Origin of the sequence: Bacteroides sp. OF03-11BH (genome assembly GCF_003604005.1) — a bacterium.
GTDB classification, from domain to species: Bacteria; Bacteroidota; Bacteroidia; order Bacteroidales; family Bacteroidaceae; genus Bacteroides; species Bacteroides ovatus.
This window is the reverse complement of sequence record NZ_QTMW01000019.1, coordinates 46,939-63,027: the sequence shown is the minus strand read 5'-3', so window position 1 is coordinate 63,027 and position 16,089 is coordinate 46,939. Positions and strand designations below refer to the sequence as shown.

Sequence of the window (16,089 nt, the reverse complement as noted above, 5' to 3'; positions counted from 1 at the left end):
ATCGTTTAATACTTAATATTTCACCACAGAGGACACGGAGGACGCAGAGGTTTATTATTTTTATCCACTATAGAGTAACAAAGAGTCTTACGTATTTATAATCGTATGTATCGCTCTGTTTTACTTGCGGAAAAGAGAGAGAAGAACTCTGTGTCCTCCGTGTCCTCTGTGGTGAAATATAAATTCTCATTAATAAAACAACCAATCCATCGTTTCTTCATCCCCGGCAAGCCCAGCATTACGCACTTTCGTTTCCGCAGCCGTGAATCCCAACACTTGCAGATAGCCTTTGGGTAACATCAACGTATGCTTTCCAGCCGGAAAACTATATGCATGCACATTTGCCAAAGGCATTCCATTGATACGGACAGCATTCGTCAATACAGGTTCCGCCTGACCGTAATCATTGGCTGACGCATCGATTTCCAGTTTCGGAGCTTTTGCATACTTTTTCTGGTCGTCTTTGAAATAAGCGACTAACAATTTCACCGGAGCATCCGTTTCGAAAGTGATGCTTGTGCCTTTCTCTCTCTGCTCATTTCCATTAAAGCGGAGCGCCTTCATTCCTTTCAATTCCGGAGCTACTGCTTCTATCTTACCTGGAACATCCACAAATAAAGAAATACCCTCATCCACTTTCACTGTCGGATAATTAGAAATCAGTTTCACGTTTGCAGGAGTCCAGGCAGCAATCTCGACAGTTTCAGTCACCGCATTTCCATTCTGTTTTTCTTTCAACAAAGCGAGGTTGGCTTTGAAATTTTCCAATTCCTTCTCATAGTGTACCAGCAATTCTTTCCAAGTCTTATTCTTTCCATCATCTCCACCGATAGGAATACGACGTTGGGCAGTCTGCATACTGTTGGCATACAAGTAATGTTCGTCCGTCAGTTCCACCAATTTGCGATAGTGTTCCAAGCTTTGTTCCATCAAAGGAATAGCTTCTTCAAGATTCTTAATCTCTTTTCCCCATTGATAATCCAATACCAGTTTGGCAGCTTTCACTTTCAGGTTGAACGCATACGCAAATTCACGATAACAATGCATATCATTCTGCAAACGTGCAAATTCATCCTTATTTGAAGAGACGGAACCTGCTGCTTTATCAATAGCCGCTACTGCTTTATCTCCATGTTCTATTACTTGAGCAACAATATCCAAAGGCATTTCACCTACATGAGGTTGCTTTTTCCATTCTTTTTCTACATACTCTATCAGCTTCTCCCCTTCCGGTCCGCAACTTTCATAGAATCCCGGATAGATCGTATATTTGTACGGATTGACAAGCTGACTCATAAACATACCCAGTAATAACGTTTGGCGATTTCCCTCTGTAATACCGAAACGACGTAACAACTTCGGAGCAATCTCTCCGCTTTCTTCGTATGCTACACGGATATTACTTGCATTTTCGTCAGAGGTTCCGTAGAACTTGCCCAACTGATGGTCCCAGTAACCCATTTCATCTGTACGGTCGCGATGGCAGTTCCACGCATAGCGTCCCCAGGTCTGATACCAGATCCAATCGCGATCCAACTGGAATTCACGTTCATTGTTTGGTAATTTGTCCGCCGTATAAGGCCAGTCCCAATATGAGGCCTGCGGATAAAGGTGCAACGCATTGGCACCGTGTACATTGTGCATGGCAGTGACCGCCTTTTGTACGAAATCCGGAGAACCCCAGCGGAACGGTTCCAAATTTGCCAGGATATGTACGTTACTGATATGAATGGAACCCAACGAACTCAAATCCGTATGAATTTTCGACCAAGGCCCACGAGGTTCGTAGGTAGTCAACGATTCACCATTGTACTTATGCATCGTATAAAGATTCTTATAGAGCGGCAAGGCAGCGTCCATCACCAGTTTGCAGTCCGTGTCGTGCGCACGCAACAAAAGAGGCGGTTCATCCGTACGTCCCAATGCCTGTAATCCGTCTTTCACTCCCGGAATTATTGTTTTGGTAAACCATTCCACATCGTCCTCCACTGTACACATCGCTTCACCCAGACAAACCAGTAATCCTACATTGGGATACTTTTCAATGAAAGCGGCAATACTCTTGCGTGTATAATCGGCAATCAGAGGAGTAATGGGACGGTTACGGTCCTGTGTTTTCAGTCCGTAATGTTCAGCAAAAGGTTTGGAAAGAATGATATTATAAAACATCTGTATGACAAAGATACCGCGTTTGTCCGCTTCTTCTGTGAGGAAAGAGAACATTTCTTCGTTCATTTTGAACGTTTCTTCATCTACTTCTAATGCAAACGGATAATCTTCCAGTTTCACCAATGACGCAAACGGATGACCGTTCCAAAGGTACAGTGAATTCATGCGGTTGGCAACCAGCATATCCAAGTATTTAATCCACTGTTCTTTATCATAAAACCAGGGGAAACTTTCCGGCGTATACGGATATTCGTACACACCATGTCCCGGCAGGTAAGTCATCTTCTGTAATCCTACACATGCGCCACGCAATACCATTTCAGGACCGTCTTTCAGTTCCTCCGGGAAGTTCAACTTACCATCCGAATCATTCACACGGTCAATCAGTTCACGGCATCCGTAAATGACACCACTCCCATCCCTGCCGGACACTCTGGTCAGATTGCCCGTCGTCGAAATATGAAAACCTTCTTTCTTGAGCGTCGTGTCATTTACTTCCGTCAAGAGAATCGTTTTGATTTCGGGATCGGAGAATGTCGTGTCTCCCTGTTGCATCATTACCTGATAACCGGCTTTATCCAAGGTAGTCTGTAACTGCTCCGCACCAAACAAAACACGATTTGACGCATCCGGCGGAGTCATAATCTTCACGGTTTGCCTGCCACACGCTGCCAAAAAAAGTGTGCATGCCGCAAACATGAATAATCTGGTATTTTTCATTCTTCTGATATATATTATAGATTATATAATTCACTTCTTCACTAAGAGAAAGACGAAATAATCCCCTGTTTGTACTCATTTGTCTCTTTTTCCACTTTTCAGCACCAAATTTCCACTTTCATCCTGCTGTGATATGCAAATTCCTCATTATTTAAAAGTTATGCTTATCTTTGCCGGCTAGCTTATAATATAAAACAGAAAACAAGAGCAAACAATATGAAAGAACAAACAAATTATGACTATGAAAAATACGTTCAGATAGCACAAATGGCCAAAATGGGATGGTGGGAGTCAGATTTGAAAAATAAAGAATATATCTGCTCTGACTTTATTGTTGACTTACTCGGCCTTGAAAGTAACCGCATCAGTTTCACCGAATTTCACCAAAGAATACGTGAAGATCACCGGCTGCGTCTTAAAAATGAATATATGTCTCTTTCTTATCTGGAGACATACGAACAAATGTTCCCAATCCGGGCAAAAGACGGGGAAATATGGGTGTACTCTAAGATTAATTTCCAAAAGCCCGATAAAGAGGGATATAGGAATATGACGGGCTTTCTGCAATATATTGACAGACCGATCGATACTACGAATGAAAACATTGATTTCTTTCAAGTGAGCAATCTGCTTTACCAACAAACTAATATTTCATATTCATTGCTTGCTTTTCTGCAATGTGATGATGTCACTCAAGTGGTTAACAAGACATTAGGAGATCTCCTCAACCAGTTTTTGGGCGATCGTATCTATATCTTCGAAATAAACCGAAAAGAACAACGCCAGGATTGCACTTATGAGGTTACCGCCGAAGGAATATCCAAGGAACAGGAATTCTTGAGCAATATTCCCTGGGATCCTTCTACCTGGTGGAATCATCAGATAGCCGAAAGAAGGGCTATCATTCTGAACACGCTGGACGACATGCCCGAAGAAGCTGCGGAATATCGTCAGACGTTGGAGATACAAGATATCAAGTCGCTGATGGTAGTTCCGCTAATCTCTAAAGAAGAGGTATGGGGCTATATGGGAATTGATATGGTAAGAACGCAGCGTAGCTGGAGCAATGTGGATTATCAATGCTTCTCCTCTCTTGCTAATATTATCAGTATTTGCATCGAATTGCGAAAGTCGGAATTACAAGCCAAAGAAGATCGTCTAGCTTTGGACAACAGCGAAAAGATATTGAGAAACATCTATAAGAATCTTCCGGCTGGCGTCGAACTTTACGACAAAGACGGTTATCTGGTAGACATTAATGATAAAGAGCTTGAAATATTCGGCTTGTCTGACAAGAATGAAGCATTGGGAGTTAATCTGTTCGACAATCCCAATATTCCTTTAGAGGTTAAAGAGAGATTGAGAGCGAAAGAAGATGTAAACTTCTCCATCAATTATGACTTCTCAAAAATAAATCAATATGTAGATAGCCGGAGAAATGGGATTATTAATCTTACCACTAAGGTTACTGCTCTCTATGATTCTCAAAATCGATTTATCAACTATCTGTTTATCAATATAGATACAACGGAAACGACCAATGCATACACTAAGATACAGGAGTTTGAGAATCTGTTTCTTCTAATCGGTGATTATGCCAAGGTAGGATTTGCTCATTTCAATGTATTGACAAGAGATGGATATGCCCAAGATACATGGTACAGGAATTTGGGTGAAAAAGAAGGTACTCCCATGCCACAGGTTATTGGAGTATATGCACATGTAGTTCCTGAAGATCAGGCTGTTCTGAAAAACTTTGTAGGTGAAGTGAAAACGGGAAAGGCAACCAGTTTGCGTAAAGAAGTTCGTGTATGCAGGGAGAATGGCAAATATACATGGACCAGCATCAATGTGATGGTCAGGGATTACCGTCCGCAAGACGGTATTATCGAGATGTTGTGTATCAATTATGACATCACGCCTTTGAAAGAGACTGAACAGAAATTGATTATTGCCCGCGATAAAGCGGAAGAACTGGATCGTCTGAAGTCGGCTTTCCTAGCTAACATGAGTCATGAGATCCGTACTCCTCTCAATGCTATTGTCGGTTTTTCCAGTCTTCTGGCAGAAACGGACAGCAGAAACGAACGGCAGGAATATATCAAGATTGTGCAAGAGAATAATGAACTTCTCTTGCAACTGATATCGGATATTCTCGATCTTTCGAAAATCGAAGCGGGAACATTTAATTTTGTATATACCAATGTGGATGTAAATGAGACGTGTGCTGAAATCATCAAATCAATGAGTATGAAAGTGAGTAAAGGTGTTGAATTGATTTTTGAGGAACCACTGCCGGAATGTTATCTCTACACTGACAAAAACAGATTCACTCAAGTTATCAGTAACTTTATAAATAACGCATTAAAGTTCACCCAGCAAGGCTGTATTACCCTGGGATATGAACAAGTATCCCATCAGAAAATAAAATTCTATGTGCGCGACACCGGAATGGGAATACCAGAAGAAAAGCAAAAGAGTATATTCGAACGTTTTGTGAAGCTCAATACCTTTGTTCAGGGTACAGGACTCGGACTTTCTATCTGCAAAAGCATTGTTTCCCAAATGGGAGGAGAAATTGGCGTGGATTCGACCGAAGGAATAGGTTCCTGCTTCTGGTTTACACATCCGTACCACGCTGCTGACTAGACTGACTATATGTGAAAGGGGGTATTCAATGAATGATGGTTAATACTTATAATAACGAATAACTTCCAATAAGGAAAAAGAATTGTACCTTTGCATTTTATTATTATCATAGTTATGCAAAAGTATATAGAAACACCCCGTCTGATTCTCCGCGACTGGAAAGAAGAAGACATCCCGTTTTTTGCCCGTATGAATGCCGATCCGCATGTGATGGAGTTTTTTCTTAATTCATTGTCATCGGAAGAATCATTAGCCTTTTATCAGCGTATTCAAAATGAGTTCCAAACCTGTGGCTTCGGTTTGTATGCTGTAGAACGAAAAGAAGATCATGCTTTTATGGGCTATACCGGACTACATCAGATTGCATTTGATGTAGACTTTGCTCCGGGCATAGAAATAGGCTGGCGGTTAGCACACGAATATTGGGGACAGGATTATGCTCCTGAAGCTGCAACAGCTTGTTTGGAATATACACGCAATAAAACGGATATAAAAGAACTCTTTTCTTTTACTTCCCTTCTCAACCAACGGTCAGAACGTGTAATGCAGAAAATAGGAATGGAACGAGTGAGGGAATTCGATCATCCGCTTGTCCCTGGTGAGCATCCGTTGTGCAGGCATGTGTTGTATCACATCAAATTTTAAAATGCTATTGACTTTCCTCTTTTAATTTCGTATATTTGCAATAACCAATTAGCAGACAACAGATATGATATATACAAAAATAAAGACATAAAGAGAATTTACAGAAACATAAATATGTGTCTGAAAGAATAGAAATGGGGTGGAATCTACATGGATTTCACCCCATTTTGTTTAATATATTCGTGCCTACTTAGTGAATTATCCCGAATATCGTTTATTATAAATGTAAGACCCGTTTATAATAAACTGTTTCATTATTTATTAAAAATGCAAATTGAGTTTATCAGCATCCTGTATAATAAAAAGAAAACAGTTTAAGAGTAAGAATAGTACGAATGCAATATTCACAAATATATCTATACATTTGAGATAATAAATGAGCTTTACACTAATATTCTTTTCTTCTTATTACTCATAACAACCCAAACTATAACTATCATTGTATTACTCCATATTATCCGTTTTAGGTCTTAAAAAGTAGATTTGTAGCCCTAATGCAAGTGCAACGACAATACTAAGCATAGCAAATCCTTCGCCCAGACTTCCACCGTCCGTCCATTTTCCCAATAATTGAGTTACTGCAGCTCCTGCAAAAACTCCTGTCATATTCATAATACCATATGCCGTCCCCCTATATTTAGCAGAAACGAACTGGCATAGAATAGGCATATTGTTGGCATCGAAAATACCAAAGCCGATGCCGAACAACAATCCTGCACCTATTACGCTAATGAAACCGTGTCCGAAACCTAACAATAACAGTGCGGGGATAGTCATCCCCAGTCCGATTGCCCCTGTGTAGACACGTCCGCGGATATTCTTCAGCACCCATCTATCCGACAAGAATCCTCCCAATATTACTCCGACAAATGAAGATAGAGCAATGGTAATCGTAGATATTGGTCCTGCCTGTGACATCGGAATATCCAGATTCTCCGCAAATAGCGTTGGCAACCAGTTCTTTGTAGCCCACCCCGGTAAACTTGGAGCCGCAAAATAAAATAATATCACCCAAAAAGAAATATTTGAAAATAACAGTAACAGCCCTTTTCCAATTGAATTCCCCTTGCTAATGCCATTAGCAACAACCTTTTCTATTTTCATTCGGACAGGATTCTCATGCAGGAAAAAGATAAGAACCACAGAATAAGCAATACCTACAATGCCAAACCAGTGAAAAGTGCTCTGCCAGGAAAATGCAGCGGCTGCCGTAGCTCCAAACCCACCGATTGCCTGACCGACATACAGTCCGGTCATGTGAACTCCAATTGCCAATGAGCGTGATTTGTCCCGATGCCAATCCGCTATCAAGGACAGAGCGGAAGGAATATACAATGCTTCACTAATCCCCATCACTGCACGCAAACCATATAATTGCTCAAACGTCGTGGCATATCCCATCAGGAATGTTACAGCCGACCAAACAAACAAGCTTCCGACGATTAACCATTTACGACTAAGCCTGTCTGCAATAATTCCGGCAACCGGGCTCATAAAGCCGTAAATCCAAAGAAAGACTGCCATTAATGCACCGAAAGCTTCTGCCTTCGTCAGTTCTACAATATCTATTTTCATTGCTTCCTGCATTGTAGAAAGCATTTGTCTATCCATGTAGTTGAGCAACGCTACTACCCAAAGCAACGCAACCACTACCCATGGATAAATATTTTTATTTTTCATGGTAGTTGTATTTAAAAGATTTTTGAGACTGTTTACTTAGATTTTTACTTTAGCTATCAGTTTGCGTATCCAGCCTTTACCGATAGCCGGAGCATGGGGGTCCTCCGGATATACAATGACGAATTGTCCGGGCAAGAGATTGATGAAAGTAGTAGGAACGTCACCATATAGGGCACAATCACTCTTTTTATCATAAGCTTGCCTTTCCACTTTTAATTCTTCCAAGGCTTTCCAGCCAATGGTTTCTTTGCCTTCAAGCAATATGTGCACATCAATATAATCGTGATGCAGTTCTAATAAACGCTTTCCTTCAGGAATACATTCAGGATAGATATTATTGACAATCAGATTATCACCATCCAGTCTGATAGTTCCCAGTTCCTCGTGCAACAGATCGTGCGATTTCACATAATCGAAAAGCTGTTTGAACAACGGGTGAAGTTTCTCCACCCGTTGGCTATTTTGTAAATTGGATACAATCATCTTATTTCTTTTTTTATTTCAGACATTATTTCCTCACAAAGCATATATCCTTTTGTCATCATGCGAGGGATATGAAAAGGTCCTTTAAATAAATTTCCTTTTGCCGGCTGGGCGACTGTTCCATCCCGATGGAGATAGCCATACCACTCTCCGTATTCTTTGTCCGGGAAATGTGTATATGTCCACTCGCTGATTTGTTGATGCATCTTCAGGTATTTCTCTTCTTTCGTCATCAGATAGGCATACAGGGTAGCGATAATTGCTTCTGTTTGCGGCCACCAGAATTTCATATCCTGCGCATAGTCCTGCGAAGGAAGATTCCTGCAATCTTTGAAATTGATAATACCGCCGAATTCTTTATCCCAGCCCCACTCCCATGACCAGTCCAGAATCTTCAGCCCCAGTTCTTTTATGTTTTGATCCCTTCCCCGGAGCTTGGATTCTTCCAGCAAAAACCAAGCTGTTTCGATACAATGCCCCGGATTGATGGTACGCCCCATATTGGAGTCTATAAATTCTCCGTTCGGTCCTACGGTTTCCAATAATGCCTTGAACTCCGGATGTAGGAAATCTTTTTCCAGACAGCTAATGGACTCGTCAATCTGCCGTGTCAGACATTCGTCTTGAATAGCTTCCCTGATTCGGGAAGCTACGTTTATCAATATCATGGTGATGGAATGTCCTTTCATGGGGAGCGTATCTGTATATTTGGGAGCAAGCAGTCCGGGAGTTTGCAGGAAATATTGCATACGTTTGAACAGTTCGAGTGCCTTCACCGCATACGTCTTATCCCCCGACGCTATCGAATATTCGGACATCGCTATGGCTGCAAATGACTCGGAGAAAATATAACGGCGCTTACGTAAAGGGCGACCGTCTGCTGTCATCTCAAAGTACATACGCCCGTCCGAATCAAAGCAATACTTCTCTATAAAGTCTAGTGTGCTTTTTGCGGCTTGCAACCATGCCGGATTCTTTTCTATATGATTATAGGCATAGGAACAAGTAAATGCAAAACGCCCCTGAAACCAAACGGATTTTGTACTATCCATTAATGCACCGTCGCAATCTACACAAGTATATATACCACCATTCACTCTATCCAGTCCATACTTTATCCAAAAGGGCATGATATTATTCTGCATATCATCCTTATAGGTATTAGCCCATTGTTGTATATAGTCAGTAATATTCTTCATACGTCCTCCTATTAGAATTTATTGCAACGTTCGAAGAAACGGATTTCTTCCAGTTCCGCTTTCATTTGTTTTTCTTCGTCAGCGGTCATGTTTTGGAAAGGAGTACGGTTGCCGCCCAAATCAAGTCCGATAAGCTTCATGATACGTTTGCCACCAACAATATTCCCACGGAAATGGCAGATTACGTTAATCACTTCCTGAGAGAAGTTTTGCAATTCACGGGCTTGCTCCAATTCACCGGCTTTCCAGGCATCAATGATACCTACCAGGTTTATACCGTTATAGTTGGTCGTTCCGCCGATTCCGCCTTGCGCCCCTCCCATTGCGAGACAAGGAAGAATGGTTTCATCCTGCCCGTGAAGCATATCGAACTTGCCGTCTTTATACAAACGACATTGATTGTATTCATACAGGCTTTCGAAGGTATATTTGATTCCCGCAAAATTGGGAATACGGTTTTCAACAGCTTTCAGGAAAGCAAGCATCGATAAGAATGCTCCATTGAATGCAGGAATGTGATAATAATAGAAGGGCAGCTTCGGTGCTCCGGCAGCGATTTCTTCGCAGTACTTTACCAATTCTTCTATTCGTCCTATTTTCGGGAAAGGAGGTGCCATTGCACCAATTCCCCAAGCTCCGATTTTCTGCGCATGTTCCGCCAGCATCCGGCTTGACTTTACACAGCAACTCCCCACGTGTACAATTACCTTAAAGCCATCCGGTGCAACTTCCATCCAACGTTCTGCCAACTTCATTCGTTCTTCATCAGTCAACATATACCCTTCTCCAGAAGAACCGTTGATGAAAACACCTTTCAAGCCATTTTTTACAAGTAGCTTCGCATAGGCTTCGATTGGTTCGTAATTTACTTCTCCATCTTCATAAAACGGAGTAAAAGGAGCGTTGATTAATCCTATAATCTTTTCCATAATACAGTTTCTTTTTTAAGTTTAATATATTTAGTTATTTTTCAATTTATCCATGGTGGTATCTATACCCTTGTCTGATAGTCCCGGTCCTCCACCGCCGGTATATCCACCACTTTCGCCTGTTTGCCATGCCGAAATCCAAAATGCATAGATATCCGCCTGATTCAGATAAAACTTCAACCGGACTGTTTTCCCTACCAGTGATGTTACGCCTGGATGTTTTTCCCATGAAATCATCTGTTTCGTTTTATCCGATTTTTTCATTGATATGCAGTCCTTCTTTGTAAATCCTTCCATTGGCTGACCGTTATCATCCAACACTTCTACCGCTAAAGTTCCCTTCACATCTGCATTTACAAACAAATAGTTTCCATTTGCCGGAATCTTAGTTTTTATTTCTACATATCCTTCTTTTCTTCCTGCCCGCATCGAAACAAAACCATCACGACGAAGCATCGCAAGTCCTGTGGCAAAATTGGAATCATGTTTCGGCTTGCTGTTATAGCGTCCACTGACATAAAAATAAAGAGAGTCTCCGACTATCAGAGGGCTACCCGCAGTAGACTGTACATTGCCTGCATTCCATGCATGAAAGTCCTCACTGACAGGAAGAAATGGTTTCTTGTTTTCCCGGTTCCAATGAAAACCGTCTTTGCTCCAACCTATCAGGACTTCATTCCTTTTTTGAATGTTCAGACTGTCACAAACATTGTTCTCCGGTCCCTGCCAAACGGTGAAGTAGCCTAATATACAGCCCTCATACGGCATTGCTTCATGATTGTATATCTGTGGACGCAGTTCGGGAAATTGAGGATGACGCGGATCGTCGTCATCGGCATTAAACCAATAACGGATAAACTTATCACTCTTGTTGTCATATATCCTATGTGCCAGGCTAACCAGCATTTCCGGATCTTCATGTTCCAAATAATTGCGTGAACGCCAATACTCTGCGCCTGCATACTTGTAATACACATGAACATCAGCATTACTAGCATAGATGTAACATTAAAATTTTTCATAACTTCTTATTATTAAATATTCTACTGACAAATATAAGAAGTATATTTCAAAGTATGGCAACTAAAAGAATTAATAAATTAATTTCTCCAACCATACATCGAGTTCTTGAAGCCATTCCTGTTTGTACACAAAGCTATCATTGTAACCAAATCCATGCCCTCCTGTAGGATATATATGCAAGGATATAGGAACACCAGATTTCTGTAATTGGGCAGCAAATTGTATTCCATTCTGGGGACTGACCACACTGTCATCTGAGGCAGCCACTATAAAAGCGACGGGTGTACTTGAAGTGACATGTTCAATCGGTGAATATTGTACCATCTTATCCGGTGAATAAGAGTGACCAAACATCCGTTCACGGCAGGGAAGATGCGTTAAACGATCATCAATACTAGCTACCGGGTACATTAATATCTGAAAATCAGGCTTTTCCTTATCAGATAATATCGTAGCCGAACAAGTGGCCAAATATCCACCAATAGAAGCTCCCATTACTCCTACCCGTTTGCTAAATTCCGGGAATTTTTCTCGTATAACTGCTAATGCCAACCGGATGTCCTGTCTAGGAATATCAGGATTTTCATGAGGCATTCTATATTTGAAAAGCACGTAAGTCATTCCCTTTTGAGTGAACCATTCGGCGAAATCAAGACCTTCATGTTCCAAATTGGTCTTTAAGAAGCCGCCGCCGGGACACATAATAACACTGCTACCATTTGATTTTTCACTGGTAAAAACAAATAAAGTTCCTTCAGGAGCATTTTCCACTATCCCCATCAGCTCTTTATTATTCACTTCCGACAAGTTATATACCTTCATCGATAAATTATCGTACAGGCTTACACAAATTAAATTCTTCATTTCAATTCGTTTTTAAGTTTATTTCCTAACTTATGAACAATAGACGGACCGGAATAGATGAAAGCCGAATAGATTTGTATCATGTCAGCCCCTTGAGAAATCATTCCGGCTGCATCTTCGGCTGTCATGATTCCTCCTGCTCCGATAATCAGAAAGTGCCGATCGGTATGTTCGGATAAATAACGCACTACTTCCTGCGATTTCTTTCCAATACCCCGGCCACTCACCCCGCCGTTGCCAATCTTCTCCAATTGTTTTGTTTCTGCCTGATGCAATCCTGAACGATCCATTGTAGGTCCCGTGGCTATAAAGCCCTCTATAGAGTATTTATATGCAAGCGAAATGACTGTATCCAGTGCTTTTTCATCTATATCTGCCGGAAGTTTAATGAAAATATTACATCTTTTGTTCGCCGCCTGACGAAATATTGTGAGCTTTTCTAAAACCATAGCAAATAGGTCGTTATCTATACTACCCCAGTTTAGGGTAAAATAATCCACACAATCATATAAATGGATGAAAGTCGACTCAAAATCTTTGACAATTTGATCTCCTGTAGAAAGCGGATTCTTATTAATATTTACTCCTAATACATAAGAATGCTTTCTATATTTCCTGATATGTTGCCGGACAGCATCTACTCCACAATTATTGAAGCCCGTACGTGAAATCAACGATTCATCATCCACCAATCTAAAAATACGTGGGGAAGGATTTCCTGATTGGCTGTCAGGAGTTACTGTACCTACTTCCAGAAAGCCGAAACCAAAGTCTGCCAACTCATCAAAAGCCTCTGCATTCTTATCAAACCCGGCAGACAGTCCAATTCGGTTCTTAAATTGCAAATGCCCATACGAAAATGGATCAGAAACTCTGCTGTAGCCTCTCACGCAAGCTCGGACCGGAAACAAATAGCGATAAAACTTCAACCAGCTTAAAAGCATCCGGTGCACTTTTTCCGGATCAATGCAAAATAATAACGGCCTAATGATTAAATTATACATATTCATATACTTGTTTAATAGCAAATACATAAGTCTATATCTGAAATTATACTTTTCAGGAGTATTTTTACAGATGCAAAGTAAGTTCTTTTTAGCCGGATATTGAAGTTCGTTTTTTTTATACCCGATAACTTTTAATTATTCCTATTTCTTATTGCTTGTGCAATGGGTACAAAAAGAACTTTCAATCGTCTCTTTTATAAAAGTATGTAAACAACAGGTTTATATAAGAATAAAAGCAATAGAAAGAAATGAATAAAAAGAGATTAATCGGATATCTGTTGGTAATAGTATCTGTAGGTTGTATTCATGCACAGGAGAAAAAGTTATCTGTACCCGAATACAAGCTATGGTATGACTGTCCCGCGCAGGTATGGACCGAGGCATTACCCCTTGGAAATGGTCGTTTGGGGGCCATGGTATATGGAACACCGGGCACAGAACAAATACAACTAAACGAAGAAACCATTTGGGCGGGACATCCCAATAATAACGCTAATCCGAATGCACTGGAGTATATTCCCAAAGTGCGTGAACTTGTTTTTGCCGGAAAATATCTGGAAGCACAAACTCTCGCTACAGAAAAGGTGATGGCAAAGACGAATTCAGGAATGCCATATCAAAGTTTCGGAGATTTACGAATCGCTTTTCCCGGACATACACGTTATTCTAACTATTACCGGGAATTAAGTCTGGATTCCGCACGTGCAATCGTACGTTATGAAGTAGACGGAGTGCAGTATCAACGCGAAACGATTACTTCATTTACCGATCAGGTAGTAATGGTACGACTGACTGCCAATCGCCCCGGCCAAATTACTTTCAATGCACAGCTTACCTCCCCTCACCAGGATGTTATGATCGCTTCTGAAGAGGGAAACTGTGTAACACTCTCGGGAGTCTCTTCCTTGCATGAAGGATTGAAAGGAAAAGTAGAATTTCAAGGCAGATTGACTGCTAAAAATAAAGGTGGAGAAATAGCTTGCGCCGATGGAATACTTTCTGTAGAGAAAGCCGACGAAGCGATCATCTATGTATCTATTGCAACTAATTTCAATAACTATCAAGACATCACCGGTAATCAGATAGAACGGGCAAAAAACTATTTGGCAAAGGCAATGGTTCATCCGTTCATTGAATCGAAGCGGAATCACGTTGATTTCTACCGACAATATCTGACACGTGTTTCTCTTGATTTAGGAGAAGACCAATATGCAAATGTGACAACCGATAAGCGTGTGGAGAATTTCAAAAACACCAATGACGCACATCTGGTTGCTACTTATTTTCAATTCGGACGTTATCTGTTGATCTGTTCTTCCCAACCGGGAGGACAACCCGCCAATTTACAAGGAATTTGGAATGATAAATTAGTTCCTTCCTGGGATAGTAAATATACTTGTAATATCAATTTGGAAATGAATTACTGGCCTTCGGAAGTAACGAATCTAAGTGAACTGAATGAACCGTTATTCCGTCTGATAAAAGAAGTGAGTGACACAGGAAAAGAGACGGCTAAGATTATGTATGGAGCCAACGGATGGGTGTTGCATCATAACACAGATATATGGCGTATTACAGGAGCAGTTGACAAAGCTCCTTCGGGTATGTGGCCCAGTGGTGGCGCATGGCTTTGCCGACATCTTTGGGAGCGTTACCTATACACCGGGGATGTGGAATTTCTGCGTTCCGTTTATCCGATACTGAAAGAGTCCGGACGTTTCTTTGATGAAATTATGGTGAAAGAACCCGTGCACAACTGGCTGGTAGTCTGCCCCAGTAATTCACCGGAGAATGTACATTCGGGAAGCAATGGAAAAGCTACCACAGCTGCCGGATGCACCATGGACAACCAATTGATTTTCGATCTTTGGACAGCAATTATATCTGCCTCTCAAATACTGGATACAGACCGGGAGTTTGCCTCTCATCTGACACAACGTCTCAAAGAAATGGCTCCCATGCAGGTAGGACATTGGGGACAATTACAGGAGTGGATGTTCGACTGGGATGATCCGAAGGATGTGCACCGCCATATTTCTCATTTGTACGGACTTTTCCCCAGCAATCAGATTTCCCCTTACCGTACCCCCGAACTATTCGATGCGGCACGTACTTCTCTGATTCATCGTGGCGACCCGTCGACCGGGTGGAGCATGGGATGGAAAGTTTGCCTTTGGGCACGCCTGCTTGATGGCGACCACGCTTACAAACTGATAACTGACCAGTTGACTCTCGTACGCAACGAAAAGAAAAAAGGAGGCACCTACCCTAATCTGTTCGATGCGCATCCGCCATTTCAAATTGATGGGAACTTTGGTTGTGCCGCAGGTATTGCAGAGATGTTGATGCAAAGTTACGACGGTTTTATATATTTACTTCCTGCATTGCCTGCCGTTTGGAAAGAAGGTTCTATCAAGGGAATCATTGCCCGTGGAGGTTTTGAACTTGATTTGAGTTGGAAAAACGGAAAAGTTAGCCGGCTGGTTGTCAAATCTCATAAGGGAGGAAATTGTCGTTTACGTTCGCTCAACCCATTAACAGGCAAGGGGTTGAAGCGTGCCAAAGGTGAAAATCCGAATTCCCTTTATATAGTCCCTAGCATTCCGAAACCGTTGATTAACGAAAAAGCAAACTTGAACAAAGTGGAAATTGCAGAGACTTACCTCTATGATCTGCCTACCAAAGCAGGAAAAGAATATGTACTGATTGGAAAATAATAAC

General features: G+C 41.4%; 10 protein-coding genes and 1 pseudogene. 3 read left to right on the top strand and 8 right to left on the bottom strand.

The genetic code is table 11. The features are described from left to right. Positions 1-189: 189 nt before the first annotated feature. Positions 190-2,889, bottom strand: a complete 2,700-nt coding sequence (locus DXA54_RS15245) for a hypothetical protein (RefSeq protein WP_004318345.1) — start codon at positions 2,887-2,889, stop codon at positions 190-192. 216 nt (positions 2,890-3,105) lie between these two features. On the opposite strand from DXA54_RS15245, the gene DXA54_RS15240 reads away from it, so the two are divergent. Together DXA54_RS15240 and DXA54_RS15235 are read left to right on the top strand one after the other, a co-directional pair. Next, a complete protein-coding gene (locus DXA54_RS15240; RefSeq protein ID WP_120079929.1) occupies positions 3,106-5,538 on the top strand; it encodes an ATP-binding protein in 2,433 nt (810 codons plus the stop codon). A gap of 114 nt (positions 5,539-5,652) precedes the next feature. Beyond that, positions 5,653-6,183, top strand: a complete 531-nt coding sequence (locus tag DXA54_RS15235) for a GNAT family N-acetyltransferase (protein ID WP_120079974.1) — start codon at positions 5,653-5,655, stop codon at positions 6,181-6,183. Positions 6,184-6,627: 444 nt separating this feature from the next. Here the strand turns inward: DXA54_RS15235 and DXA54_RS15230 are convergent, their stop codons facing one another. From DXA54_RS15230 to DXA54_RS15200, 7 genes and pseudogenes are all read right to left on the bottom strand, one after another. Continuing rightward, positions 6,628-7,863: an MFS transporter gene (locus DXA54_RS15230; protein WP_061448333.1), complete on the bottom strand. Its 1,236-nt coding sequence runs from the start codon at positions 7,861-7,863 to the stop codon at positions 6,628-6,630. A 36-nt stretch (positions 7,864-7,899) separates the two neighbouring features. After that, the gene (locus DXA54_RS15225; protein WP_120079927.1) at positions 7,900-8,346 is read right to left on the bottom strand and encodes a YhcH/YjgK/YiaL family protein; all 447 of its coding nucleotides are present in this window, start codon (positions 8,344-8,346) and stop codon (positions 7,900-7,902) included. After that, a complete protein-coding gene (locus tag DXA54_RS15220) occupies positions 8,343-9,545 on the bottom strand; it encodes an AGE family epimerase/isomerase (RefSeq protein WP_120079925.1) in 1,203 nt (400 codons plus the stop codon). Before DXA54_RS15220 ends, DXA54_RS15225 begins: the two co-directional genes overlap by 4 nt. Positions 9,546-9,556: 11 nt before the next feature. After that, positions 9,557-10,474 (bottom strand): dihydrodipicolinate synthase family protein, encoded by a 918-nt coding sequence (locus DXA54_RS15215; protein ID WP_118418843.1) that lies wholly within the window; start codon positions 10,472-10,474, stop codon positions 9,557-9,559. Positions 10,475-10,504: 30 nt separating this feature from the next. Then, a pseudogene (locus DXA54_RS15210) lies at positions 10,505-11,422 on the bottom strand (hypothetical protein); the annotation flags it as partial. A gap of 144 nt (positions 11,423-11,566) precedes the next feature. After that, entirely contained in the window at positions 11,567-12,361 is a 795-nt protein-coding gene (locus tag DXA54_RS15205) for an alpha/beta hydrolase (protein ID WP_004306213.1), read from the bottom strand. Next, complete coding sequence (locus DXA54_RS15200) at positions 12,358-13,365, bottom strand: quinone-dependent dihydroorotate dehydrogenase (protein ID WP_115484753.1); 1,008 nt, start codon at positions 13,363-13,365, stop codon at positions 12,358-12,360. The genes DXA54_RS15205 and DXA54_RS15200 overlap by 4 nt, the downstream gene beginning before the upstream one ends. A 251-nt stretch (positions 13,366-13,616) precedes the next feature. On the opposite strand from DXA54_RS15200, the gene DXA54_RS15195 reads away from it, so the two are divergent. Beyond that, a complete protein-coding gene (locus tag DXA54_RS15195; protein WP_120079923.1) occupies positions 13,617-16,085 on the top strand; it encodes a glycosyl hydrolase family 95 catalytic domain-containing protein in 2,469 nt (822 codons plus the stop codon). The last annotated feature ends 4 nt before the right edge of the window (positions 16,086-16,089 follow it).

Excerpts from the sequence above, each read along its gene's own strand:
- DXA54_RS15240 (WP_120079929.1), top strand. The coding sequence starts at position 3,106 with ATGAAAGAACAAACAAATTATGACTATGAAAAATACGTTCAGATAGCA.
- DXA54_RS15220 (WP_120079925.1), bottom strand. The coding sequence starts at position 9,545 with ATGAAGAATATTACTGACTATATACAACAATGGGCTAATACCTATAAG.
- DXA54_RS15195 (WP_120079923.1), top strand. The coding sequence starts at position 13,617 with ATGAATAAAAAGAGATTAATCGGATATCTGTTGGTAATAGTATCTGTA.
- DXA54_RS15245 (WP_004318345.1), bottom strand. The coding sequence starts at position 2,889 with ATGAAAAATACCAGATTATTCATGTTTGCGGCATGCACACTTTTTTTG.
- DXA54_RS15230 (WP_061448333.1), bottom strand. The coding sequence starts at position 7,863 with ATGAAAAATAAAAATATTTATCCATGGGTAGTGGTTGCGTTGCTTTGG.
- DXA54_RS15235 (WP_120079974.1), top strand. The coding sequence starts at position 5,653 with ATGCAAAAGTATATAGAAACACCCCGTCTGATTCTCCGCGACTGGAAA.
- DXA54_RS15215 (WP_118418843.1), bottom strand. The coding sequence starts at position 10,474 with ATGGAAAAGATTATAGGATTAATCAACGCTCCTTTTACTCCGTTTTAT.
- DXA54_RS15205 (WP_004306213.1), bottom strand. The coding sequence starts at position 12,361 with ATGAAGAATTTAATTTGTGTAAGCCTGTACGATAATTTATCGATGAAG.
- DXA54_RS15225 (WP_120079927.1), bottom strand. The coding sequence starts at position 8,346 with ATGATTGTATCCAATTTACAAAATAGCCAACGGGTGGAGAAACTTCAC.
- DXA54_RS15200 (WP_115484753.1), bottom strand. The coding sequence starts at position 13,365 with ATGTATAATTTAATCATTAGGCCGTTATTATTTTGCATTGATCCGGAA.